Raw genomic sequence first — 25993 nt, forward strand, 5'->3', positions numbered from 1 at the left:
AAATTAAATAATAATATATGATATAACAAATATAGTATTTAGTGCTGCTTTATTCATCTTTAAAAAACAGGTGTTTAGGAACTATTTTACTTAATACAGCTGATAATTCCTCAGGCGTTTCTTTCTGCCCATGATTTACCCACTCTTGGATAATACCGAATATCGCATTACTTAAAAATACAGTTAGATAATGTTTGTCAGTTTCTGAATAATCATTTGTATTAATCATAGGTAATACATTTTTCTTAGCGTTAAGTTGTATTAAACGTTTAACTTGATTTTGTATATCAGCAGAACCATTATCAGAAATAAGTAACATTAATAATTCAGCATCGGTATTCCAAAATTGAATTGCTTTATAAAAGAAATCGGATAAAGATAAATCATTTACAGTTTCGAGTATGGGTTGTATTTTGTTCATTGTTTCAATTTGATATTTATAAGCTAAATCATATTTATCTTTATAATGGAGATAAAATGTCCCCCTGCTAATATGACCTTCTTTACAGATATCTTTAACAGATATTTCGTCAAATTTATTCTCTTTTAATAAGTTTTTAAGTGCATTAAGTGTATTACGTTTAGTCTTTAAGATACGAGCATCAGTCATGAGTTCTTCATTCATTATATTCACTCCTAAAATATTAATAGACACTATTTGAAAAGTGTCTAATAGCGATGGATTCGGTGTTGATTTTACAAATTACGGGTATATAATCACATTATGCAACGAAATTGACACCGTGTCTAATAAAGGAGAGGTAATATGAGTAATCATGTAATAGAGTTGAAAAATGCTACGAAATATTACGGTGATAAAAAAGTTTTAAATGATATCAATATAGAATTATCTTCTGGAAAAATTTTAAGTTTAATAGGACCGAGTGGATCAGGAAAGACGACAACAATTAAATGTTTAATGGGTATGGAAAGTTTAAATGAAGGTTATGCCAAAATATTTGATACTGATATACCTAATAGAAAATTATTAAATAATATTGGTTATATGGGCCAAAGTGATGCACTTTATGAATCTTTATCAGCACGTGAAAACTTAGTGTTTTTTGGTAACTTAATGGGTTTGAAAGGTAAAGAATTAAAACAAGCAATTACAGATAATATGAAACTAGTTAATTTAGAGAATGAATTAGATAAAACTGTATCTAACTTTTCAGGTGGTATGAAACGTAGATTGTCACTTGCAATTACGCTGCTCGCTAATCCAAATTTAATTATTTTAGACGAACCAACTGTTGGTATAGACCCAAGTCTTCGAAAAGAAATTTGGAAGCAATTACGTGAATTAGCAAGTGAAGATAAGTCAGTGATTGTAACTACACATGTTATGGACGAAGCAGAACGTTGTGATTATGTTGGTTTAATCGTAAATGGTAAATTATTTACAATTGGTACACCACAAGAATTGAAAGAGAAATTTAAAGTTGATTCTATTGAAGAGGTATTTATTAAAGCAGAAATGGAGGTGAAATCATGAGATTTAAAGCAATATTTTTAAGAGTGACGAAAGAGTTACTGAGAGATAAGCGTACATTAGCACTGATGTTGCTCGCACCTGTATTGGTACTGACTTTGATGTATTTCATTTTCGATACGAATAATGATGTAAATTTAAAAATTGGTGTAGATGAAAATGTTCCAAATAAAATTGTAGATGCATTACCTTCAGATAAAGTTAAAATTAAAGAATATGACTCACCAAGTTCGATTAAAAAGACAATTGTCAAATCAGACTTAGATGCATATATTGAGAAAAAAGATGACAAGCTTGATGTTACTTACAAAAATGAAGATCCTTCAAACACTGGAACAACAAAACAATTACTAGGTAGCGCAATGCAAAAAAATAAATTACAAGATATGGCTAAAGTAATTAATAAAATACCAAGTAATTTGAAACAAGGTAACTCAGCCCAAGGAGAACAAATTACAATAGATAGCCATTATTTATATGGTGATGCTGATAGCACTTATTTCGATAAGATGTTCCCAATTCTAATTGGATTCTTTGTATTCTTCTTCGTATTCTTAATTTCTGGTATTGCGTTACTTAGAGAACGTACGAAAGGTACTTTAGAAAGATTGTTAGCTACAGCAGTTAAAAGAAGTGAAATTGTGTTTGGTTATCTAGCTGGATATGGCTTATTTGCAGTACTCCAAACATTAATTATCGTATTTTACGCTATTTATTTATTGAAAATTGAAGTTGCTGGTAGTATTTGGTGGGTATTACTTATCAATATACTCATTGCTTTATCAGCACTTGCTATAGGTATCTTTGTATCAACGTTTGCAAACTCAGAATTCCAAATGGTGCAGTTTATTCCATTAGTCGTAATACCTCAAGTATTTTTCTCAGGAATTATTCCATTGGATAGCGTTGCTGATTGGGTAAGTTCAATTGGTTATATCTTCCCATTACGCTACGCAGGAGATGCGTTAACAAATGTTATGATTAAAGGTGAAGGATTTAGTTATATCTGGTTCGATATATCAATTTTATTAGTGTTTATTATTGGCTTTACGATTTTAAATATTATAGGACTGAAACGCTACAGAAAAGTGTAAGAAACGTATTTTGGTAAAAGGATTTTAATGATAATATGCAGCCTATCATTACTGAAAGATCTACAACAGAAAATTTCCAGTCAATAAAAACCAGTAAATGAGATTTAGATCATTTACTGGTTATTTATATGCAATATTTCTTATTGTTTAATCGCTTTCTTAGGATGCATTGTTTCTACAGGGTTTTCACAAAATACTACACAAATAAGTATAACTTTATTTTGAGAATGGTGATTTTTATCCCAGTCACTTTAACTTTGACTAAGAAAAATTAGACTCTAATTGATGAATTTGATATGTAAGCATTTGATTGATAGGTGTAGCTATACCTAATTCTTGACCATATTTAACAATTTGACCATTTAGGTAATCTATTTCAGTAGGTCTACCATTATTTAAATCTTGATACATAGATGGGAAATGTAATCCTTGTGCAGAATTTGGATACATTGCCGTAATAATATTTAATAATGTGTCTGCTTCAATTTGTATATTTTTGGCATGTGCAACTTCGACAATTTCATTAATAACCAAGGAGACCATGTTGTTAATTTGAGCATATGCACCAAATTCACCGATACGTTGATTTAATATTGTACAAAGTGGATTCAGTACACAGTTAACAGTCACTTTTGTCCAAATTGCTTCAAAGACATTTTCACTGATAACAGCATTTAAATTGGCATCGTTTAAGACCTGTGAAATGGTCTCGCTAATTTTATTATTAACGCCATTTGCGCATTGAAAATTGATTGATCCCGTGCCTTCTAATAGTAAATGACCCGGACCTTTCAATCCTGCAGACCACATCGTTACAGCTAAATAAATTTGATGAAGTGGCACAATTTTCGATAAACGTTCCTCGTGGCCTAAACCATTCATCATACTTAAAATTGCCGTATCTTCATGAATAGCGCCACCATTTTTTAAATGTTTTAACATTGATTCGGATTGCATTGACTTCGTTAATAAAATAATTAAATCATATGTATCGGTTACATTTTTAGATAAGATGGCCGGAATTTCTACAGAATATAAATCTGTTTCAGTTTGAATTTTCATGCCGTTTTTATTTATATTTTGCACATGCAGTTCCCAATCATCGATCAGTGTTACATTGTGACCAGCTTGATGTAAAGCGACGCCAATCCTACCGCCCATGGCTCCTGCACCAGCTACTGCAATTCTATACATAATTGAACACCCCTTATAATAAAATGTTGATTTCAGAAAAATTAGATAACTATATATAAAATAATAATAATATAGTGAAGTTTATTTTTGAAATAATTGGTTTGCTAATTGGGATAATAGTGAAAACGAGTATAAAATGATTTAATAGCAAAATATCATTAATAGCGTATATCTAATGTTAAATTAAAAAAAGTTTCATGTGAAACCTAATATAAAAAATATTAGTACTTTGAGGTTTATTGAGTTGATATAGAAATTTGACACTGTATGAAAAAAGTAATAAATTGTACTTGTAACTAAAAACGATACATGTAAAAGGGGAGCGCTAAATGAATATTTTACTAACAGGTGCAACTGGAAATCTGGGTACACATATAACGGAACAGGCAATTGAAGCAAAGTTAGCGAATTTTAAAATTGGAGTTCGCAACATGGATAAGGTTCCATTGCAGTGGCAAAAAGAAGTGTCAGTTAGACAGTTGGATTATTTTAATGTGGATAGCATGGTAACAGCATTTAAAGAAATAGATTTAGTGGTATTTATCCCAAGCATTATCCATCCATCATTTAAAAGGTTGCCCGAAGTTGAAAATTTAGTAACTGCGGCGAAAATAGCAGGTGTGTCTCATATTTTATTTATTGGATATTATGCAGACCAACACAATAATCCGTTTCACATGAGTCCATACTTTGGATATGCCGAAAGATTACTTGCATCCAGTGGCATTCCATACACATATGTCCGAATGGCAATGTATATGGATCCGCTTGTCCCATACCTTACAGAACTTAAGAAAATTGGTAAGTTAATCTATCCTGCAGGTAATGGAAAAATCAACTATATTGCTAGAAATGACATTGCTAAAGGTGTTGTTGCAATACTGAAAAATAAAACGTATTTAGGCTCAAGATATTTACTTTCAGGTTATAGCTATACGATGGAAGAATTAGCTAAAATATTAACGCATGTAAGTGGAACAAAAATTAGTTATGATCCAGTTTCATTAGAAACATTCGGAGAAATGTATGACGAACCAAAAGGCTTTGGTCCTTTACTTGCATCAATGTATCAAGCTGGAGCAATGGGTCTGCTCGATCAACAATCAAATGATTTAGAACATTTGACTGGTGACAAACCAGAAACATTTGAAAGTTATTTAGAGAGAAATTATAGAGAATAGCAAAAGCAATTTTTCATCATAATTTAAGTCAATGATTTGCCTAAATATGATATAAAGTAAATCAATATAAATAATCTAATTGTTTATAATTTTAGACTATAATGTAGAAAAATATATAAGTTAAGACATATAAAAAAGCTAGTGATGAATGTTTCCATCACTAGCTTAATTGTATTTATATCTTAAAATTTATCTTTTAAATCTTTCGCTTTATCAGATGCTTGATCTTTTAATTGTTCTTTTTTCTCATCGTCATTTTTAACCTCTTCGGCTTTATCTTTCGCTTGATCTTTGAATTCATCAAATTTACTCATTATAAATGCCTCCTTTAAAAGTTATACTAATGTGTTTCCACTTTTAAAAGAAGTTAAACATTTTATATTAAAAATTAAATTAAAGTTTTTAAAGTTAGTCTTTTTGATTATCTATAATATAAACCAAATATGACAAATGTCACATTTAACTAATGACATATGGGACTAATATATAAACGTTAATCTTGATAAAGTTAAAGCGAATTAAGAAAGGATGATTATGTATGATATATGTTGAAAATATATCTAAACGCTTTGGAGAGCATATAGTATTAAGTGATATAACGTTTAATATACAAAAAGGTATTTGTACAGCTTTTATAGGTAAAAATGGTGCTGGAAAATCTACATTACTTGATATTATCGTAGGTAACAAACAGCTAGATACTGGAAAAATAAGAGATGAATATAATTTATTAAATCCAGAACGTATGGCGATACTTTTCCAAAAATCACAATTTCCAAAGATGTTAAAAGTAAGAGAGTTGTTTAAACTGCATCAGTCTTTTTATAAAAAAGTAATTTCAATCGCGAAATTTCAAGAAATTACACAATTTGATGAACGACAATTAGATCAAATGGCGGATAGTTTATCTGGAGGGCAGAAACGTCTTTTAGACTTTGCATTAACTTTAGTTGGTAGACCAGATTTTTTGATTATGGATGAACCAACAGCAGCAATGGATATAGAAACTCGTGAACATTTTTGGGATGTTATTGCAGATTTAAAAAGTAAAGGTATGACGATTTTATATACCTCTCATTATATAGAAGAAGTAGAGAGAATGGCAGATCATGTGGTATTACTGGACAAAGGTATTATTCAAATTAGTGATACTCCAGAAAATATAAGAAAGAATGGTAGTCATTCAATAATCAACATACCAAACCATTATCATAAAGCATTAGAAAATGTAGAGCATGAATGTCAAATCATAACAAATGGTCATTACTATAAAATTGAAACAAAGGAAGTGGATAAAATAATCCATTATTTAATAGGTGAAAATGTTAATTTAAATGATATTGAAATTCATAAATCGTCACTATTGGATGTTATGTTTAATAATAAAGATGGAGTGATTGAATTATGATGTTAGCGTATCTACAGACTGAAATAAAAGTATTGTTTCGTAAGAAGTTGTATTTAATCATGTCGATATTTTTGCCAGTAGCATTTTATTTATTATTTACTTCCTTATTAGATTTACCATCATCAGAAGCACAGAAATTTTATAAAGAATATATGTATAGCATGACAGTTTTCAGTTTAATGAGCTTTTGTTTAATGTCTTTTCCTTTAGATATGATAGAGGAGAGATCAAATGGTTGGTTTAAACATTTAATGTCCACTCCATTAACTACCACTAAATATTTTATAGTTAAAATATTACGAGCTATGATTCAATTCGCTTTAGCTATAATGGTTATTTTTATGGTGGGACATTTTTATAAAAATGTCACGATGAGCATACAACACTGGATATTATCGGGATTAATATTATGGCTTGGTGCAAGTCTATTTTTAACTATTGGTTTAGTTATAGCACAGTTTAAAGATACCCAAAAAGCCAGTAGCTTTGCGAATTTACTTAATTTAAGCCTAGCAATAGTAGGTGGTTTATGGTTTCCAGTCAATACGTTTCCAGAGTGGTTACAACATATTTCAACTAAAACACCAACATATCATTTGAAATTAATTGCATATGACTTAGGTAAGGGAAAAGGTGTTAACGTTGAATCTTTCAGTGTATTGATTATCTATAGTATAATTTTTCTGTGCATAGCATTATATATTAATAAAAAAAGAGATGTGGAATAACTATGAAAAAAAGAGGTTGGGGGATACGTCTAAGTGAAATATCTACATTGATTTATTTACTATTTCCTATTCTATCAATATTTGATGAAAAAAGAGGATTTCAAGTAGTTTATATAGGTGTGCTATTAATATTTAGTATTACTTATTTGATTTTAGTGCTGTGTCATCACAAATTAAATAGAAATAGTATATATATCATGTTAATTATCCATTATCTAGGAATTATGTATTTTGTATATAGTGTTAATCCGATGAACAGTTTATTCTTCTTTTTTAGTGCATTTGCTTTACCGTTTATGATGGAAGTATCTGTGAAATCTAAAGAATTCTACACTTTTATAGCCACAATGGTGAGTAGTTTAGTAATAACTTACTATGTAATACCAACTATGGTTATCTTATTATTTGTATTCTACTTAGTCATTTTAATTGTTACTTTAGGTAATTTTAAAGCGAAAGCAGATCGGAAAGTTAGAGAAGAATTAGAAGAAAAGAATAAATATATTAATGTTTTAATCGCTGAACAAGAACGTAATCGTATCGGGCAAGACTTACATGACACGTTAGGACACGTATTTGCGAGTATAACCTTAAAATCAGAATTAGCGGAGAAACTGATAGATAAAGATGTGGAAGCGGCTAAAAAAGAAATGACATCTGTTACTGAATTATCTAGAGATGCTTTGGAAAAAGTAAGAAGTATTGTTGAAGATTTGAAAGTGCAAACTTTTGAGGAAGAAGTCAAATCAGTAGAAACGATTTTAAATAATGCTAACTTAAAATTTGTTTTTCATAATAAAGGTGGAGCAAAATCACTCAATCCAGCAAAACAATCGATACTTTCCATGATTTTGAGAGAGGCAATCAATAATATTATAAAACATGCACAAGCGACTGAAGTTGTTGGCGAATTGCAAGAGGAACAAGATACATTGAAAATGACGATTCATGATAATGGGGTTGGCATAGATAAAGGAAAAGTACAAAAGTTGCAGAGTATCGAGGAAAGAGTGAATTATTTGAATGGTAATTTAGAATTTCACTCCAACAATGGCACGACACTATTGATAGAAATTCCTAGGGGTGATATAAAGTGATATCAATTGTAATTGCAGAAGATCAATTAATGCTCAGAGAGGCTATGGTTCAATTACTCAATTTAAATGATGGTTTAAACGTATTGGCCGATGTTGATAATGGTAAAGCTGTTATGGAATATGTTAAAGATGAAGTGCCAGATGTTATTATACTAGATGTGGAAATGCCTCAAATGACAGGGTTAGAAGTATTGGCGGAGATTAGAGAAAGACAAATTGATACTAAAGTAATAATTGTAACGACTTTTAAACGACCCGGTTATTTTGAAAGAGCTGTAGCAAATGATGTTGATGCATATGTATTAAAGGAGCGCTCAATTGAAGATTTAGCATCGACTATCCATAAAGTAGTCGCAGGGGAAAAAGAATATAGTACATCACTCATGACTTCACTATTTTCAGATTCTAATCCACTGACACATAAAGAGCAAATTGTATTACGAGAGATTGGTGAGGGTCTTAGTAGCAAAGAAATCGCAACGAAACTGTATCTATCAAATGGAACGGTTCGAAATTATACTTCTATCATTATTGAGAAATTAATGGCTGAAAATCGCTTTGATGCTTGGAAAAAAGCAATTGATAAAGGTTGGATATAATTAAATATAGAATGATTTGAAAACTGTACATCTAACTATGTACAGTTTTTATTTTTTTGGTTAGTTTTGCTATGCTTAATAAATTTATTAAAAAATAATGTAGTAATTTTCTTGTGTTAGTATTAAAATATTAATGGTCTTTTTAAATTGATGATAATGATAGTTATTTGATGGTGTTGGAATATTTGATTTAACAAAAATAGGAAATTACAAATGAGGAGGGAATATACATATGAAATATTGTTCGAATTGTGGAAATAAAGTAGAGAATGATCAAGTGTTTTGTAATAAATGTGGGAAAAAAGTAAGCGGTGATGTTGATACAAATCAAAATAATAGTAGACCAAATGATAACAGTGGTTCTTTTTCAAATAGAGAAAAGGGTCATTATTACTTAAAAGAAGATAAAAATAAGTCTAATGTTGTTGTTATCGTATTATCTATCATTGTAGCAATTATATTGCTTGGAGCATTAATTGTAGGTAGTTATTTTCTTTTTAAAAATTTAAATATTAATATAAATAATGGAGATAGTTCAGAGAGTAATGCGAACAATCAAAGGATTTCTATAAATGTATTATCAGATCAATTTAGTTCTGATTTTATGAAAAGTGACAATACTGATGGATATGATAGATTTAATGTTGGAATGTCGAAGAATGATATAAAGGAAGAATTTGGAGAACCTGAGAATGTTGAAAGTATGGACTTTGGTGAAGTAGAAAAATATGGAGATATAGGTGTTGTTTATGACAGCGATAATACGGTTTCTAGTGTTTATGTCTTACCTGAAGATATTTCAGTAAATGCTTTCAAACAATTCCATGGTGAACCAACGATGCAATCTAAAGATCAATTAATATATGATGACAATACTGATAATGGTTTCACAATTTTTATAAATGTAAAAGATGGTGAGATTCAGTCTATTGAAAATGGCTATCAGATGGATAGAAATTAGATGAATATAGAGTAGCTATTAACTTTAAATGATTGTCAATTTTTAATTATGAAGTGCCAGAAAGTAGTATTGTTTTATGATTTGTTAGGGAGAAGGGTAACTAAATGAAATGTGGAAAATGTGGCAGTATTGTCAGTGAAAAAGATAACTTTTGTAATAGTTGCGGTCATCAATTAGTACACAATAATAAAAAACAAAGTGATGAAAATTTTGTTAATCAATGTCCAAAATGTAAATCGGAAGTGGGGAAGCAAGATAAATTTTGTATGTCCTGTGGGCAATCATTAGAGCAAAATCAAATCAAAGATAATGTTAGTAATTCAGAAATAGCATATGATTTTGAGAAAATTGATAAAAACGATTCAAAAATATATACAGATGGTACAGCCAAGTCATTAGAGAAGAAGTCTGTCGATGAAATTGATTTAAAATCTGAAGCTAAAAATTTATTTAATAATACTACAAAGTCGATAGGAAAATTAGCAGGTAGTGAAGAAAGTTTAAAATTGAATTTGAAAGACATGTTTTCTGAAGTATTTAAATCTCATACAAAAGATGAATCAGATGAAGTATTTATAGCTGGTACGAAATCTACGACACCTGATTTAAATGAAGTATCCCAAGAATGGGGTAAGCCGTGGGTATTTTCCAGGGTATTCTTAGCTTTTTCAATTACTTTTGCAGCGTTATTTTTCTTTTTTGAATCTAATGCTTTCAAGAATATTAGTTTATTTGAAGTATTGAAGATGTTCTTTATCGGTGGTGTATTTTCATTGATAAGTACTATGATTTTATATCAATTTATATCTTTTAGTGATGATTATTATTTATTTGGTACAATGACCGTAACGGATGCAATTTTAGTTGGTCTCGTTGAAGAGACAGGAAAAGCATTAATCATTATATATTTTATAAACAAATATAAGACAAACAAGATATTAAATGGTTTATTAATTGGTGGCGCTATTGGTGCAGGATTTGCTGTATTTGAATCTGCTGGATACATATTGGAGTTTTCTTCAGATGTTGAAAATGAAATGATTCATATGGTTTTTCTTCGAGGTTGGACAGCAATAGGAGGACATTTAGTTTGGTCTGCGATTGTTGGTGCAGCAATTGTAATAGCGAAAGAAGACAAAAATTTTGTATTTAGTAATGTAATAGATAAAAGGTTTTTATTTTTTTACTTTACTTCCATTATATTGCATGCCATTTGGGATACGTCATTCTCATTCGAAGAAACAGGCATTTTAAAATATATAGTATTAATAGTAATAGTGTGGACTTTTATCTTCATATTGATGAAGGCGGGATTGGATCAAGTAAATGTCTTACAAAATAAAGTTAAAGAGAGCTAATCTATTAGATTAGCTCTCTTTATTATTAAAATCTTTTGAATGTGTATGCTTATCTGTGAATATGTGTCGAACCTATATGCTCTCACTAATACTACTCTTTCGGGTGTTAACTCCCTTAAAAATTTTATTTTTTAAATGACTACGTTGAAAGGTGCATATAGATAACAACACATATACTGGTTACTTTTCTATGATTTATGTCCCCGAATACTGAAATTAAAGATTATAGTGATTTAAAAAATATTATTCTGGATCGCCATTTTCATCATATTTAGTTACGTCACCATCTGAATCGATAATATAAGAACCTGCAAGTTCTCCATCTTTATCAGTGAATGAGAATCCCCAGTCGCCATTATCTTGTTGTTCCGGTTCTTTGTAGGTATATTCTGAAGTATCTAAAGTATGTCCTTCGTAATCTTCAACCTTATCAATTACATTTTCTCTAGTTACACTTCCGCTATCACTATCGTTACTACTGTCATCTGAACTGCTACTTTCACTAGAACTATTAGACTCTGAAATAACACTTGTCCACGCATTTATTTCATTTTGAGATAGATCTTGGAGTTTTACAGTTTTAGGATTATTTAATATACGGTTAGATTCACTTTGGGAATAATCATCCTCATCCCAACGCTTATCTTGGAAATGACTCGGTACATTGTAAACATCAACAGTACCATCGTTGTTATCTTTATAAATAACTTGTCCAGCAGCAGTTGGTGAACCATATAATGCTTGTGTACCATTTGGATATGTAGCAGAAGCACTTTCGTTGTAAGGGTTTAATACCTCACCCGATACATCTTTATGTTCAATTTTAGTTTTTGAAGCATCTACACTGCCACCTTCATTTTCAAGTACGGACACCCATACTTTTGCAAAATGTTGTGGAGAATTTGTACTTTCATTACTATTAGTATTTGATGACTGGTTATGATCATTATTCTTAGTATGACCACTTTTCTGATTTTGCTTGTTTGCGCTTTTAGAATCATCATCAGACCCCATATTAATATTGATATCACAGGCAGATAATATTAATGAAGCAGCAATTGAACCTATTGCCAAATATTTTAGTTTCACAAATTTGTCCTCCTTATTTATTTGAACTATTCACTTATTTATTATACACAAATAGTTGTGCGAAATCTTATATATATGAATATATTCGAAAAATAAAACAATAGCTTGGATTTGTGGTGGGAGAATATAACAAACACCTACACAAGAAAACTTTGTGTAGGTGCTTTATCGCATATTGTAGTTATAATTAAGACATTTCCTGGAAAATAATTTAGTTTTCCGTTTTTACAATGAGTTTCTCCAATGAATTTCAGATTTAATAATGTTTGGCATATCGATTTTCTCTAATGGTTTTCCGTTTAAAATTTGATTGAGGGATGCGGCTACGGTTTCTCCTATTAATTTAGATGGCTGGTTGATGCTCGTAATACCAGGGCTAATCATTTCCGTCACATTAAAATCATCGAATCCTGTGATGCCGATATCATTTGGAATGTTTAATTTATTGTCGTTTATTAATTTAATTGTATCTAATAGAACAGTACCATTCAGTGCAAATATTGCAGTTTTTCCCGTTTGAATAAGATTTCTCACTTGTTGAATATTTATGTGATGTGCGTCATTCACTTCAATTAAGTCAACGTTGAGATTGTTTGATTTCGCTATATCGACAATCGTGTTGTAACGCTTTTCTCTTGTGTTGACACGATGGATAGGTTGGGAAATAACAATGATATTTTTGTAGTGTTTTTCAATAATTGAGTGCATCAGTTTTGTCACAATAGCTTCATTATCTGTTGTAACGGACAACCAAGGACTATCCTCAATTTCACGGTCTACTAATATCATAGGGATTTGATTATTTGCGATAAATTGATAGTTTGATGGATTATCATTCGAAGGTTGAATAATAATACCTTCTACATTTTGGTCCACAAGTTTCTGTAATATTTTTTGTTCTTTAATTTCTGAGTTAGCTGCTTCAACAATAATTAAATGGTAATTCGTATGTTCGAAATATTGGCTAATACCTTTTAGTAATAATGAAGAATACATATTGGATATATCAGCCACAACGACACCGATTAAATTGCTCTTTCGTGTTGTTAAAAATTGTGCCTGTTTACTGGGTCTATAATTTAATTTTTCAATAGCATGTTTTATCTTTTTACGTGTATCGACTGACATTTTTTGATGGTTGCCATTAATATACTGAGATACGGTGGATTTAGATACACCGACATATGTTGCGACATCTGAAATTGTTGTTTTTTTCTCCATTTTACGTTCAATCCTTCCAATGGAATCTCTTCTAATCATACCAAAGTTTAACATTGTTATTTATAAATAACTAAATGTAAGCGTTGACATTTATGGTAAACCGGTTTACTATAATACACAAGTTTAGAAAACCGGTTTACCAAATAACTGACAAAGGGATGAGGATATGAAAAATAATGAATTGGTTTTTAACACGTTAGTTGCTCAAACGCAGATTGAGTCAGGTTTAACGCAATTGGAACTATTCGACTATATAGTTGATTTGGGATTTAACAGCATCGAAGTACGAAGAGAATATTTTAAGAATATTGATAGTGAAATTGCAGCAATTGCCGACTTTTCTACAAAACAAAATATAACAATTCTGTACAGTGTTCCAGATGTAATCTTTTTAGAAAATGGTGAGATTAATCCAAATATTTCAAGATACTTTGCAGAAGCAAATAAACTTCGAGCAACACATGTGAAGATGACAATTGGAAATTACCAGAATAGCGCACAATTGCAGAATCTGAGTTTAATTAATAATCAAACATTTACTTTTACGGTTGAAAATGATCAAACTATGCAATCTGGAACAATTCACAACATTTTAAATTTTTTAACTGAAGCAAAACAAGCAGAAATCAAAATTGGTTACACATATGATTTAGGAAACTTTAAATATGTCGGAGAAAGTGAGATTACTGGTGCGGAAAAGTTAAAAGATTATGTAAGCTATATTCATTTGAAAAATGTTGCACGAGTTGAAGAGGGACTACAAGCGACTGCTCTGGAACAAGGGGAAATTGATTGGCGTAAAGTAATGTCACTGTTACCTAAAGACGTGCCAGTTGCACTAGAATATCCGTCGAACGTTAAAGAAAATATTTTAACAGATAAACAATCAATTGAGGTGTTAGGTTATGGAAAATAGAAAAACAAATGTAGATGCTGAAAAGTTTGCTTATAAATTTATGGAATCCATACAGCGTGATACGCATGGTTCTGAAGATATACAGAAGTCAGCAAAAGAAGCATTAGCTGCATATTTAACTGCTTATTATGTTGCATTAGATTTCAATAATCTTGAAAATTCATTTTTCTATGAGGAGAAGAAAAAGAAAAATGTATCAACGTATCAAAGAATTTTAAGTGAGTTAAACAAATATTAGGTGGTGAGGTTATGGGTGCAGCAATCACTGGCATATTACTATTATTAACATTTATTTTGTTTGTCATTTTTGTCATGCGAGGCGGGAATTTAACTTTAGGATTTTTAATAATGGCCATATTATGGACAATTATTGGTTTAGTACCATTGGATGTAGCAATTAAAGAAATATATACAGAACCTGTACTTAAGTACGGAAGTACCATTGTGAATATTATATTTGGTTCTTGGTTTGGTCGTGTATTAGTTGATACTGGTATAGCTGGTAGTATCAGTAGACGGACACAAACAGTGGGTAATCGTTATCCTGTGCTAGCTACCATTCTTATAGCTTGTGTACTTGCATTAATTTTCTCAAGTTCTTATGGCGTTGGTTCAGCGATTGCGATTGGTGTGATTATTTTTCCAATTATGTATTCCATAGGTGTTCCCAAGCATATCGCTGTTTTAGTCTTTACGTTATCGATTGGTGCGGCAATGTATATCAATAATGTATTGTTTGTACAATTCCAAGTATTTTTCCCGAAAATTGAATGGGGATTAAGATATCAAAAATTTGGTTTTACGGCAATGTTAGTACAAATGGCAATAACAATAGCATTTATATTGTTTAATCGTAAAAAAATTCAAAATGGTAAATCGAAATTAGTTGTGGATGAAGATGAAAATACAGAAGTTAGAGAAGTTTCACCTTGGACATACATATTGCCGATTTTACCTGTAGCACTAAATATCATTTTAGGTTGGGATGCAGTTCCAGCATTATTTTTATCAATAATAATTGCCTTACTAGCGACTGGAAATATGCGAACATATACTGGTTTAATCAAAATGATTAATAATACAGCGTATAACGCAATCAGTGATATAGCTGGCCTTATTATTATGTTATTTGTGTTAAACATGTTCCAAGCAGCAGCAGTTCATGCAATGGCTGACTTTAACGAGGTGTTTAAGCATATTATTCCTGATAATACATTATTGTTAACAGTAATTATGATTTTCCTAGCGCCATTAGCGTATTTTAGAGGACCGCTATTCTTATATGGTGCAGGTGCAGCGACGGCAAGTATTTTTGTGAGTACTGGATTATTTGACCAATACTTTTTATATGGCTTACTCGTTGTACCATCTATGGTCGGTATATCAGCATGTATCACACAATCATGGAATTTATGGGCTGTTCAATATAATGAGTTAGATACGAAAACATTCTTAATTACTGGTTTGCCATGGATTTGGATGGCAACGGCGATTAACTTGTTCTTAGCATATTTTATTCTATAAGGAGAGAGTGCAGATGAGTAAATTTTTAACTATAGGAGAACCAATTGCATTGTTTGGGTCGGATGAGCAAGATAAAAGTTTAGAAGAAGCACAAAAATTCACTAAATATTTAGCAGGTGCAGAAGTAAATGTAGCAGTAGGTGTATCGCGCTTAGGTCATAGTACCCAATATGTGACAAGATTAGGCGACGATCCATTTGGTGGATTTATTGAAAAGGAATTATCTAAAAATAATATAGGGACAGATTATATTGAAAAGACAGATGCCTTTTGGACAGCATATCAATTAAAAAATCGAGTGAGTGAGGGAGATCCGGATATTTATTATTTTAGAAAGGGCTCTGCTGCATCTCATATTAATGAAGACATATTAAGTGAAATTGATTGGTCGGAAATAGAACTTGTGCATTTATCTGGAATTTTCCCAGCTATTTCATCTGAATCATTATCGGCGTTTAATAGATTAATCGAAATGATTAAACAGAATCAGATCACTTCAACGTTTGATCCAAACTTGCGTCCGCAGTTATGGAATTCTGAAGAAGAAATGAGAGAAACCATTAATGATTTAGCAAAACATGCAGATATTATTTTACCAGGTATTAGTGAAGGCAAAATACTTGTTGGTAGTGAAGATCCAGAAGTGATTGCTGACTTTTATCTAAAGCAAAGTGAAATAACGAGTACGGTAATTGTAAAATTAGGTGAAGCAGGTGCTTATATAAAGCAAAAAGGCAATACGGTGGGAATGACAATTGCTGGACAGAGAGTTGAACAAGTTGTAGATACGGTAGGTGCTGGCGATGGATTTGCGGTAGGTGTTATTACTGGATTGCTGGAAGGTATCGATATCAAGTCCACAGTAGCAAGAGGCAATATAATTGGAGCACTTGCGGTACAATCCTCTGGTGATAATGATGGCTATCCAGACAGATCTAAGCTGGATGCAATAGAAAAGGAGTATGAATCATGAAACTACAAGTTGCATTAGATCGTATTTCATTAGAAGAAGCGATTAATCTAGCTTTAAAATTGGATGGTAATGTCGACATTATAGAAATTGGGACGTCGCTAATTAAAGATTATGGAAATAAAGCTATTGAAAAAATAAAGGCAGTAACACTAAAAAGTCAGTTGTTAGTTGATAGTAAAACAATTGATGAAGGTGCTTATGAGTTTAAACAAGCATTCAAACATGGTGCTGATATTGTGACCGTAATGGGGGCAGCAAGTGTTCAAACATTATCGGCTTGTTATGAAGTGGCTCAACAACACGGTGGCACAATGATGATTGATTTACTTAATTTGAATCATGAACAAATTGCAGAAATTGATAACTTTTCAGAAGCAATATATCTGTTACACCATTCAGTGGATACAAATGAAACAGTACAGGCAGTAACTGAAATAGCAGAATTTCAAAAATTACATGAACATATTGAACATATAGCAATAGCGGGTGGCATAGATTATGACACAACAGAAGAATTAGCGTTACAAGGAGTTGTTGAAGCTGTTGTCGTTGGATCTAAAATCATTAAATCAGAAAATATTATTGAGACAGCAAAAAAATTTATGGAGGTATTAAAAGTATGAGTACGATTACTACAGTTATGAATGAAATTCAAGAAGTGATGAATTTAGTAGATGAAAATGAAATAGATAATGTGGTCGAAAATTTAACAAAGGATAAGAGAATATTTGTTGTTGGTGCGGGAAGAAGTGGCTTTCAAGGCAAGGGATTTGCGATGAGATTAATGCATATCGGTTATCAAAGTTATGTAGTTGGTGAAACGATTACACCTTCCGTTCAAGCAGGAGATATATGGATCGCGATATCTGGCTCAGGGACAACCGAAAGCATTGTGACACAAACAGAAAAAGTGAAAAAATTAGGTCTTAGTGTCATTGCATTAACGAGTGATGCTGATTCCAAATTGGCGCAAATTGCAGATACGTCAATAATCGTTCCAGGAGCAACTAAAGTCAATACAGGAGTGAAATCAACACAGCTATTATCATCTTTATTTGACCAAACCGTACACATCACTTTAGACGTGTTAAACCAAAAATTAGCAGAACGTGATGAAACAACAAATCAGAGTGCTAATGCACAGCATACAAATGTTGAATAGGTTAATCATAAAAAATCAAAATTGAAGTTAGTAGGTGCTATAAATTGAAATCACGCAAAGTATTAACTGAAATAGAACGTAACCAATTTATCGCAGTTTATAGAACTACAGATAAACAAAAATTCATTGATATTGCTCAAATTTTAATAGAAAATGGATTAAAAACAATTGAAGTAACTGCAACAACACCACACTCCAATGAAATTATAAGAGAATTATCTCAATATAAGCATGCCGTTGTTGGGGCAGGTACTATATTAGATAGCGAATCGGCAAAGTCTGCTATCGAAGCGGGGGCATCATTTATCGTAAGTCCGGGATTTGATAAGAATTCAGCTAAAATAGCAAACAGTTATGACGTGCCTTATATTCCAGGATGCATGACTGTGACAGAAATGATGAATGCGAGTCAATACGGATGCAATATCATTAAGTTGTTTCCTGCGAATCAATATAACTCCAAAGCGATTAAAGACTTTCAAGGCCCGTTACCTCAATTAGACTTTATCCCAACAGGTGGTATAGGTATAGCTAACGCAAAAGATTGGTTAGATTCAGGAAGCTTTGCAATGGGAATAGGTAGTGAAATTACAAAAATTTACGATAAAGAAGGATCTAACGGTTTAAGTAAATATGTACGAGAATTACTAATGCAAAAATAATGAGTAAATAAAATAAAAATGACCACTTTTGAGAAGTGGTCATTTTTTAATAACTAATAAAATTTCCTAGGTAATATTTCAATGTATTATTTATTTGAAAAATATTAAAACAATAAAAGTTATGTTCTTTTTGGTTATTTATTGTGTTAAAATACAATTACAAATCAAAGACAATAGGGGACAACGTAAATGAATATTGACGAAAAAACTTATATTGAGCAAAGAGTTGCAAATAATTCGAAATCTACAGGTGTAGCATATCTATTGTGGTTCTTTTTAGGTGGTTTTGGTGCTCATAGATTTTATTTAGGCAAAACAGGATTAGCGGTAGGGTTGTTAGTATTAACATTACTAACATCTTGGTGGACCTTTGGAATTCCTACTTTTATTTGGGTTATTGTAGATGCATTTCTAATTCCAAGTATAATTAGAGAACATGCACATACAGAACGTAACCTTGCTACGACAGAAGTTCAACTGATGAAAAATAAGTAATGATTAGTTATGCAAAATTATAGTGGATTTTAATATAAAGCTTTTGAAACGTTAATTGTTGTGGTCAATGATTAGCGTTTCTTTTTTATTATTACAATTAAAGATGGATATATAAATATTATTTATAGTTAAATTATATTCAATGTATAAACATTTAAATTTTTGTGTTGTAATATTGCTATATAATTGAAAATGTAAAAATAGTAGCGTACCATTAAATTATAATGTATGAGGAGGTAATACGATGAAAGCTGCAGTATGGTATGGTCAAAAAGATGTTCGAGTGGAAGATCGCACTCAAAATGAATTAAAAGATGGAGAAGTTAAGGTTAAAGTGTCTTGGGCAGGTATTTGTGGAACAGATTTACATGAATATTTAGAAGGTCCAATTTTTATTTCTACAGATAAACCAGACCCATTCCTCGGTGGTAAAGCGCCAGTTACTTTAGGTCATGAATTTGCCGGTGTTGTTGAAGAAGTAGGGGCAAATGTTAAAAATTTTGCTAAGGGTGATAGAGTCGTAGTTAACCCAACTGTTTCAAACCGTGAAAAAGAAGAGAATATTGATTTGTATGATGGTTATTCATTTGTTGGCTTAGGTTCTGATGGTGGTTTTGCAGAATTCACCAATGTACCAGAAAACAATGTATATAAATTGCCAGATAATGTCTCTGATAAAGAAGGCGCATTAGTTGAGCCTACTGCAGTTGCTGTACAAGCTATCAAAGAAGGTGAAGTATTGTTTGGTGATACGGTAGCAATTTTTGGTGCTGGACCAATCGGTTTGTTAACTGTAGTTGCGGCTAAAGCAGCTGGTGCAAGCAAGATATTTGTCGCCGATTTATCACCAGAAAGATTGGCAAAGGCTAAGGATTTAGGTGCAACACATGTTATTAATTCTGGAGAAGATGATCCGGTTGAAATAATTAAAAATAACACAGATAGTGGTGTAGATGTTGCATTTGAAGTTGCCGGAGTGGCACCAACTTTAAAACTTTCTATTGATGTGACTAAAGCGCGTGGTACAGTAGTCATTGTATCTATTTTCGGTCATCCTATTGAATGGCATCCAATGCAATTAACGAATACAGGTGTTAAGTTAACTTCAACAATTGCATACACACCTACAACATTCCAACAAACCATAGATCTGATTAATGAAGGTAATTTAAAAGTAAAAGATGTGATTACTGATGAAATTCAACTAGAGGATATTGTGGAGTCTGGTTTTGAACAATTAGTAAATGATAAATCACAAGCAAAAATTTTAGTGAAAATCTAAAAAGGTTAGTAGTGAATAACAAAATAACTTGAGATATAAAATAGCTTAATTAACAAGAAACGACAATATCTATTATGATATTGTCGTTTTTAATTAACAGTAAAAATATTTTCAAATTAGTAGGTTATGTTCTTTACTTGTTAGAAAAGTTTATACGGTATTTTGATGCGCTTATTTCAAAGTGTTTTGTGAAAATTTTTGAGAAAAGTAAAGGATCTTTATATCCTACTTTTAACGCAATTTCACAAATCATCAAGTTGGTATTTATTAATAATTGAGAAGCATGATACATACGAATATAAGTTAAATAATCTTTAGGAGAACAATTTAAATTTTTCTTAAAGAGTTTAAAGAGGTGACTACGTGTTATATTGACATGATTTGCAACATCCACAACCATAATATTGTTATTATAATTCGTATTAATAAAATCTACTGCATGTTGGATATCTTCATTTATAATTTCTATTTCTGTTGAGAAAGTTTTAGGGAATAATTCTTGTAACTTATAAACTAAATGATATAAGTTTTGCATAATTAGAATATCTGAAGCATTTTGTGATCCTATTGTTTTAGATAATTCACAAACAGTTTGAATAATTTTTTTGATGTCAGAAGTGTCTTTATTCACTATCACATAGTTATCAATAATTTGACAACGATTTAGATAATTGATAATTTGTTTTCCACTCATTCCAAGCCAGTAATATGTCCAAGGTTTTGAAAATGAAGGATAATATTCGACTGCTTCATCCTTCTTTAATAAAAACATATCACCCTTTTTTAACTTATGTTCTATACCACTACATTTAAATGTACCTTCACCCTCAGTTACGATATGTAAAACAGCATCCTTTATTACAGTGTAACGATAACCTACATTTGGAACGCCAATCTCAATACCACACTCAATTAAATTTGCATCAATGTGTTTCTTTTGGAATTTTTTCCAAAGTAATTGCATAACAGTACACCTCGTTTTCATGGGAATTATATCCCTTATGTTTATAAAACCATAAATCTAAGCAATAATGAAACATTTTTCCATATATTATCATCATTATGCTATTCATAATATTTGTTTCGTACAAGTAAAATAAACATAAGAAATATGTAAGCGCTTCATATTATATGGATAATAGAGGTGGATAAGATGGATAGACATTTGACAGGTATGCAAAAATTTTCATTTGGTTTTGGTGCTATAGGTAAAGATGCAATATTCAATATTGTTAGTGTGTTTTTAATGTTTTACATAACGGACATTGTTGGACTATCACCAGCTTTTGTAGGAGTTATGTTATTTATTGCACGAATTTGGGATGCAATTAATGACCCAATAATGGGGATGATTGTAGATAATACGCGTAATAATTTTGGTAAATTTAAAACGTGGTTAACAATTGGAACGTTAGTTAATGCTGCTATCACAGTGTTGTTATTTACTAATTTTGATTTACCACAAAGTACTATGTATATTTATATATCTATTTTGTATATTTCCTGGGGAATGAGTTACACAATGATGGATATACCATATTGGTCTTGGTTGCCTAATTTAACTCATAATCCAAGGGAACGTGAAGAGGTATCGGTAATTCCTAGGTTTTTTGCAAGTTTAGCAGCATTTACTGTTGGAACTTTTGGGTTGTTCTTTATTCATAAATTGGGTGATTTATTTGGCAAGGGCAGTGATTCTGTAGGTATATTTGTCTTCGCAATTATTTGTAGTGTGGTTTTTATTTTTACAATTGCTGTAACGATTATTAAAGTACCAGAAGATAAAGATATGGAGCAGCAAGTAGGTATTAAGGTTAACTTTAAAGATATTGGACGTATTTTATTTAAAAATAAAGAATTACTAGCAATAATGGGTGTTTTACTGACTTTTAATTTATGTATGCAAACTTTAAATGGCTCTATTATTTATTATTTTAAATATGCGGTTAATGCAGAATATTTATTTTCCATATTTAACTCAATGATTTTATGTGAAATGGCTGGTTTGTTATTCCTTCCAAGGTTTATCAAATGGGTGGGACGAACTAAAGCTTTTAATACTGCAATCATTTTAATTGTTTCTGGTTTGGTAATCATCCTGATTGCAGGATTTATTGTCCCTAAAGTCACTATTCCTGTCATTGTTGGAGCTGGTCTATTGAGGATTGGTTCAGGATTTATGACAGGGATAACAACAGTTTCTTTAGCTGATGTTATTGATTATAGCGAAGTGAAGTTTGGTCAAAGAAACGAAAGTATTATCACATCGACAAATACATTTTTAACTAAAGCTTCGCAAGCAATCGCTGCTTTAATTGTCGGAATGGGTTTAACTATCTTGGGTTATACGCCTAATGAATCACAAACAGCACTTACAATTAATGGTTTGAGAATAATGATTATTGTAGCACCGGTCATATTTGTTTTTCTAGCTGCATTTTTATACCATAAAGCATTTAATTTAAAAGGCGATTTCTTAAAAGATGTAGAGCAAACACTCTATTACAAACGTCAGAGAGAACATAATGAACGTATGAATAAGGAGGATGTTAAAGATGTTACAACAATATCATGAAAATCTTGAGGTACAATATGTAAATAAATTGCCTAGACGTGCTTTTTATATTCCTTTTCAAAAGGGCGAAGTGCAATATAGTCTTGAAACTCGTTATCAAACATCGAATGTTACTTTATTGAATGGTAACTGGCAATTCGACTATTATGAAACGTTCGATAACTGTTTAAAACATTTATTCAATGAAACGAAAAAGGAGTTATCTGTGCCAGCAGTTTGGAATTTATATGGATATGATCAATTACAATATTTAAATACTCAATATCCAATACCATTTGATCCACCGTACGTACCTAAGAACAATCCCTGTGGGCGTTATCAACGCACGTTTGAAATTAACCAATATAGTAAAGATAGTGATTATCATTTGAACTTTGAAGGTGTAGATAGCGCTTTTTACGTTTGGATTAATCAACAATTTGTAGGATATAGTCAGATTGCTCATTCTATTTCTGAATTTGATATTACTGAATATCTACATGATGGCGTTAACGATATTGAAATAATCGTATTAAAATATTCAGATGGAACGTACTTTGAAGATCAAGATATGTTTAGACATTCAGGTATATTTAGAGATGTATATATTTTAAAAAGAGCAAAGTCACGTTTGAATGATTTTAAAATTGAAACATATATTGATAAAGATTCAGATACAGCTACTTTGTTAGTGAATCTTATAGATAAACAACATTTAGAAGATGTTAAATTATCATTATTTGATCCTACGGGCAATCTTATATTTGAAAAAACTGTCAGTAATTATTCTAAATTTGTATTAGAAACACCACAATTATGGTCTGCTGAAAATCCATTACTTTATACGTTAACATTTACTACAGATGATGAAGTGATTAGTCAAAAAGTTGGTATACGGCAGGTAGAAATAAAAAATAATCAATTTTATGTAAATGGACAGTCTATTAAATTTAGAGGTACGAATTACCATGACAGTAATCCAAATACGGGATATGTTATGAGTGAAGCACTGTATATTAAAGATTTGAAATTGATGAAACAAGGTAATTTTAATGCAATCAGAACGGCACATTATCCAAAATCGCCTTTGTTTTACGAACTGACTGATAAATATGGATTTTATGTTATGAGTGAAGCGGATATAGAAACGCATGGTGTAGTACGACTATATGGCGAAGATAATAATGATCATTTTAATCTCATAACCGACGATCCCAAATATCAAAAATCTATAATTGAACGTATTGAAGCATCCATTATTCCACTTAAAAACTATAGCTCAATTGTTTCGTGGTCGATGGGAAATGAGTCAGGATTTGGTATTAATATGGTTAAGGGATTGGAATGCGCCAAGACATTGGATCAAACAAGACCATTACATTATGAAGGGGCGTATTATCGAGATTGTGATAAGCATTATGACTTATCCAATGTCGATATGATTAGTAGAATGTATCCTTCTCCTGAAGAAATTGAGGAAACATATTTAAGGAACGAACATTTAGATAAACCGTTTATCTTGTGTGAATATGCACATGCCATGGGTAATTCCCCGGGAGATTTACATGCATATCAAACACTTGTTGAACAATATGATAGCTTTATCGGTGGCTTTGTTTGGGAATGGTGTGATCATGCGATTCAGACCGGGATAAAAAATGGTGAAGCGGTATTTAGATATGGCGGTGACTTTGGCGAAAAATTGCATGATGGCAATTTTTGTGTGGACGGAATTGTCTCTCCAGATCGTAAACCACATGAAGGATATTATGAATTCAAGCATGAACATAGACCATTGAAAGTAATTAAGTATATTGATAATCATGTAACATTTAGAAATCAATTAGATTTTACAAATATTGATAATCATTTATTGGTTGAAGCAATACTGACAAATTTAAATGGGGACAAAGAAAAAATAGTAATTCATTTTTCAAACTTTGAACCACATAGTGAACAAACGATAAACTTATCAGATTATACAGATTGCGATAAAATCAGTACAGTCACTTTTAAGTACAGTTTATTGAAGAATGAACCACTTCGTTCGATACATTTTGAATTAGGATATGATCAAATTATATATAAAAGAAGAGATATTGAATTAGATAAGCATAGACAAAGTAACATACGTTATGAAGAACTTGAGCAACAAATTACCATATCTGTGAGTGATTGCTATTTTACGTTCAACAAAGCGGATGGTAGTTTACATTCAGTGATAAAATCAGGTCACAATATCTTAAATGAACGTACGAAAAACAATGTTTGGCGTGCTCCAACGGATAACGATGTTCAATTAGTGTCGAGATGGCAATATTCAGGTTACGAAGATGCTGTGACACGTGTTCGTGATTGCCAAATTCAAGAAAGTAAGAATGAGGTCAGTCTTAAATTTGATATTGTAGTCGTTAATGATGTTGTACCACCAATACTATGGGGTACACTGACTTGGACAATAAATAACGAAGGCCTGTTAAAAGTTGATTATCAGTTAGAAAAGGATGATCTTGCTCCATTTTTACCAAGGTTTGGCTTAGCTATAACACTTTCTAATGAGTTTGAACAGTTATGTTATTACGGTAAAGGTCCATATAGTAGTTATAGCGATAAGGGTGTTGCAGCATATTTAGATTACTTTAACACTACTGTTACAGAAAATGGAGATAGTCACATAAAACCGCAAGAAACAGGCAGTCATAATGAAACTACATTTATGCAAGTTGAGAATAATAGCAACAAAGTACGAGTAGCGAGTGATCAACCATTTAGTTTTAATGCGAGCCACTATTCATTAGCAGAATTGACTCATAAAAAGCATAAAGATGAATTAATAAAAGATCAGCATACGTATTTATATATTGATTATGCACAAAGTGGTATTGGATCAAATAGTTGTGGTCCAAAACTAAAAGAAGATTACAGAATAAATGATAAAGAGATAAGATTTAAGTTTGAAATCAGATTTGAATAGCAATACTAAAAGCAACAGAAACATAGTTT

26 protein-coding genes are annotated in these 25993 nt (G+C 31.2%); 20 read left to right on the top strand and 6 right to left on the bottom strand.

From position 1 onward, the window contains the following. Positions 1 to 49: 49 nt before the first annotated feature. Entirely contained in the window at positions 50 to 625 is a 576-nt protein-coding gene (locus tag MHZ36_RS06225; protein WP_239230345.1) for a TetR-like C-terminal domain-containing protein, read from the bottom strand. A 141-nt stretch (positions 626 to 766) separates the two neighbouring features. On the opposite strand from MHZ36_RS06225, the gene MHZ36_RS06230 reads away from it, so the two are divergent. Together MHZ36_RS06230 and MHZ36_RS06235 are read left to right on the top strand one after the other, a co-directional pair. After that, positions 767 to 1495, top strand: a complete 729-nt coding sequence (locus tag MHZ36_RS06230; RefSeq protein WP_239230346.1) for an ABC transporter ATP-binding protein — start codon at positions 767 to 769, stop codon at positions 1493 to 1495. Next, the gene (locus tag MHZ36_RS06235) at positions 1492 to 2586 is read left to right on the top strand and encodes an ABC transporter permease (RefSeq protein WP_239230347.1); all 1095 of its coding nucleotides are present in this window, start codon (positions 1492 to 1494) and stop codon (positions 2584 to 2586) included. Before MHZ36_RS06230 ends, MHZ36_RS06235 begins: the two co-directional genes overlap by 4 nt. A 261-nt stretch (positions 2587 to 2847) precedes the next feature. On the opposite strand, the gene MHZ36_RS06240 is transcribed toward MHZ36_RS06235, so the two are convergent. Further along, the gene (locus tag MHZ36_RS06240; protein WP_239230349.1) at positions 2848 to 3780 is read right to left on the bottom strand and encodes a ketopantoate reductase family protein; all 933 of its coding nucleotides are present in this window, start codon (positions 3778 to 3780) and stop codon (positions 2848 to 2850) included. A 329-nt stretch (positions 3781 to 4109) separates the two neighbouring features. On the opposite strand from MHZ36_RS06240, the gene MHZ36_RS06245 reads away from it, so the two are divergent. Next, positions 4110 to 4961: an SDR family oxidoreductase gene (locus tag MHZ36_RS06245; RefSeq protein WP_239230351.1), complete on the top strand. Its 852-nt coding sequence runs from the start codon at positions 4110 to 4112 to the stop codon at positions 4959 to 4961. A 182-nt stretch (positions 4962 to 5143) separates the two neighbouring features. Here MHZ36_RS06245 and MHZ36_RS14290 read toward each other — a convergent pair whose 3' ends face one another. Then, positions 5144 to 5275, bottom strand: coding sequence for a hypothetical protein (locus tag MHZ36_RS14290; RefSeq protein ID WP_275432149.1), 132 nt, complete (start codon positions 5273 to 5275; stop codon positions 5144 to 5146). Positions 5276 to 5499: 224 nt separating this feature from the next. Here MHZ36_RS14290 and MHZ36_RS06250 point away from each other — a divergent pair, with 224 nt between their 5' ends. The 6 genes from MHZ36_RS06250 (at position 5500) to MHZ36_RS06275 (ending at position 11112) form a co-directional block, all read left to right on the top strand. Further along, a complete protein-coding gene (locus MHZ36_RS06250) occupies positions 5500 to 6369 on the top strand; it encodes an ABC transporter ATP-binding protein (RefSeq protein WP_239230353.1) in 870 nt (289 codons plus the stop codon). Continuing rightward, a complete protein-coding gene (locus MHZ36_RS06255; RefSeq protein ID WP_239230354.1) occupies positions 6366 to 7097 on the top strand; it encodes an ABC transporter permease in 732 nt (243 codons plus the stop codon). The genes MHZ36_RS06250 and MHZ36_RS06255 overlap by 4 nt, the downstream gene beginning before the upstream one ends. Before the next feature lie 2 nt (positions 7098 to 7099). Then, entirely contained in the window at positions 7100 to 8194 is a 1095-nt protein-coding gene (locus MHZ36_RS06260) for a sensor histidine kinase (RefSeq protein WP_239230355.1), read from the top strand. After that, on the top strand, positions 8191 to 8793 hold the full coding sequence (locus tag MHZ36_RS06265) for a response regulator transcription factor (protein ID WP_239230356.1): 603 nt from the start codon (positions 8191 to 8193) through the stop codon (positions 8791 to 8793). Before MHZ36_RS06260 ends, MHZ36_RS06265 begins: the two co-directional genes overlap by 4 nt. 232 nt (positions 8794 to 9025) lie before the next feature. Further along, on the top strand, positions 9026 to 9754 hold the full coding sequence (locus tag MHZ36_RS06270; protein WP_239230357.1) for a zinc ribbon domain-containing protein: 729 nt from the start codon (positions 9026 to 9028) through the stop codon (positions 9752 to 9754). A 104-nt stretch (positions 9755 to 9858) separates the two neighbouring features. After that, positions 9859 to 11112: a PrsW family glutamic-type intramembrane protease gene (locus tag MHZ36_RS06275; RefSeq protein ID WP_239230358.1), complete on the top strand. Its 1254-nt coding sequence runs from the start codon at positions 9859 to 9861 to the stop codon at positions 11110 to 11112. A 243-nt stretch (positions 11113 to 11355) separates the two neighbouring features. On the opposite strand, the gene MHZ36_RS06280 is transcribed toward MHZ36_RS06275, so the two are convergent. Continuing rightward, complete coding sequence (locus MHZ36_RS06280) at positions 11356 to 12201, bottom strand: hypothetical protein (protein ID WP_239230359.1); 846 nt, start codon at positions 12199 to 12201, stop codon at positions 11356 to 11358. A gap of 225 nt (positions 12202 to 12426) precedes the next feature. Continuing rightward, complete coding sequence (locus MHZ36_RS06285) at positions 12427 to 13422, bottom strand: LacI family DNA-binding transcriptional regulator (protein ID WP_239230360.1); 996 nt, start codon at positions 13420 to 13422, stop codon at positions 12427 to 12429. A gap of 166 nt (positions 13423 to 13588) precedes the next feature. On the opposite strand from MHZ36_RS06285, the gene MHZ36_RS06290 reads away from it, so the two are divergent. From MHZ36_RS06290 to MHZ36_RS06330, 9 genes are all read left to right on the top strand, one after another. Beyond that, the gene (locus MHZ36_RS06290) at positions 13589 to 14338 is read left to right on the top strand and encodes a sugar phosphate isomerase/epimerase family protein (RefSeq protein WP_239230362.1); all 750 of its coding nucleotides are present in this window, start codon (positions 13589 to 13591) and stop codon (positions 14336 to 14338) included. Next, entirely contained in the window at positions 14328 to 14576 is a 249-nt protein-coding gene (locus MHZ36_RS06295; protein WP_107607459.1) for a hypothetical protein, read from the top strand. Before MHZ36_RS06290 ends, MHZ36_RS06295 begins: the two co-directional genes overlap by 11 nt. Positions 14577 to 14587: 11 nt before the next feature. Beyond that, complete coding sequence (locus MHZ36_RS06300; RefSeq protein ID WP_239230364.1) at positions 14588 to 15862, top strand: gluconate:proton symporter; 1275 nt, start codon at positions 14588 to 14590, stop codon at positions 15860 to 15862. A 13-nt stretch (positions 15863 to 15875) separates the two neighbouring features. Beyond that, entirely contained in the window at positions 15876 to 16835 is a 960-nt protein-coding gene (locus tag MHZ36_RS06305) for a sugar kinase (protein WP_239230366.1), read from the top strand. Beyond that, the gene (locus MHZ36_RS06310) at positions 16832 to 17458 is read left to right on the top strand and encodes an orotidine 5'-phosphate decarboxylase / HUMPS family protein (protein WP_239230367.1); all 627 of its coding nucleotides are present in this window, start codon (positions 16832 to 16834) and stop codon (positions 17456 to 17458) included. Before MHZ36_RS06305 ends, MHZ36_RS06310 begins: the two co-directional genes overlap by 4 nt. Next, a complete protein-coding gene (gene hxlB / locus MHZ36_RS06315) occupies positions 17455 to 17997 on the top strand; it encodes a 6-phospho-3-hexuloisomerase (protein ID WP_239230369.1) in 543 nt (180 codons plus the stop codon). The genes MHZ36_RS06310 and hxlB overlap by 4 nt, the downstream gene beginning before the upstream one ends. Positions 17998 to 18041: 44 nt before the next feature. Continuing rightward, complete coding sequence (locus MHZ36_RS06320) at positions 18042 to 18659, top strand: bifunctional 4-hydroxy-2-oxoglutarate aldolase/2-dehydro-3-deoxy-phosphogluconate aldolase (protein ID WP_239230371.1); 618 nt, start codon at positions 18042 to 18044, stop codon at positions 18657 to 18659. Between the two features lie 189 nt (positions 18660 to 18848). Continuing rightward, entirely contained in the window at positions 18849 to 19154 is a 306-nt protein-coding gene (locus MHZ36_RS06325; RefSeq protein ID WP_239230373.1) for a TM2 domain-containing protein, read from the top strand. A 244-nt stretch (positions 19155 to 19398) separates the two neighbouring features. Next, positions 19399 to 20436: a 2,3-butanediol dehydrogenase gene (locus tag MHZ36_RS06330; RefSeq protein WP_239230375.1), complete on the top strand. Its 1038-nt coding sequence runs from the start codon at positions 19399 to 19401 to the stop codon at positions 20434 to 20436. Positions 20437 to 20569: 133 nt separating this feature from the next. On the opposite strand, the gene MHZ36_RS06335 is transcribed toward MHZ36_RS06330, so the two are convergent. Beyond that, positions 20570 to 21400, bottom strand: coding sequence for an AraC family transcriptional regulator (locus MHZ36_RS06335; RefSeq protein WP_239230377.1), 831 nt, complete (start codon positions 21398 to 21400; stop codon positions 20570 to 20572). Positions 21401 to 21589: 189 nt separating this feature from the next. Between MHZ36_RS06335 and melB the strand changes: the two genes are divergently transcribed. Both melB and MHZ36_RS06345 read left to right on the top strand, forming a co-directional pair. Further along, a complete protein-coding gene (gene melB, locus MHZ36_RS06340; protein WP_239230379.1) occupies positions 21590 to 23011 on the top strand; it encodes a melibiose:sodium transporter MelB in 1422 nt (473 codons plus the stop codon). Beyond that, on the top strand, positions 22992 to 25964 hold the full coding sequence (locus tag MHZ36_RS06345; RefSeq protein WP_343237201.1) for a glycoside hydrolase family 2 TIM barrel-domain containing protein: 2973 nt from the start codon (positions 22992 to 22994) through the stop codon (positions 25962 to 25964). Before melB ends, MHZ36_RS06345 begins: the two co-directional genes overlap by 20 nt. The last annotated feature ends 29 nt before the right edge of the window (positions 25965 to 25993 follow it).

This window comes from Staphylococcus sp. ACRSN, assembly GCF_022346615.1.
Lineage (GTDB): Bacteria > Bacillota > Bacilli > Staphylococcales > Staphylococcaceae > Staphylococcus.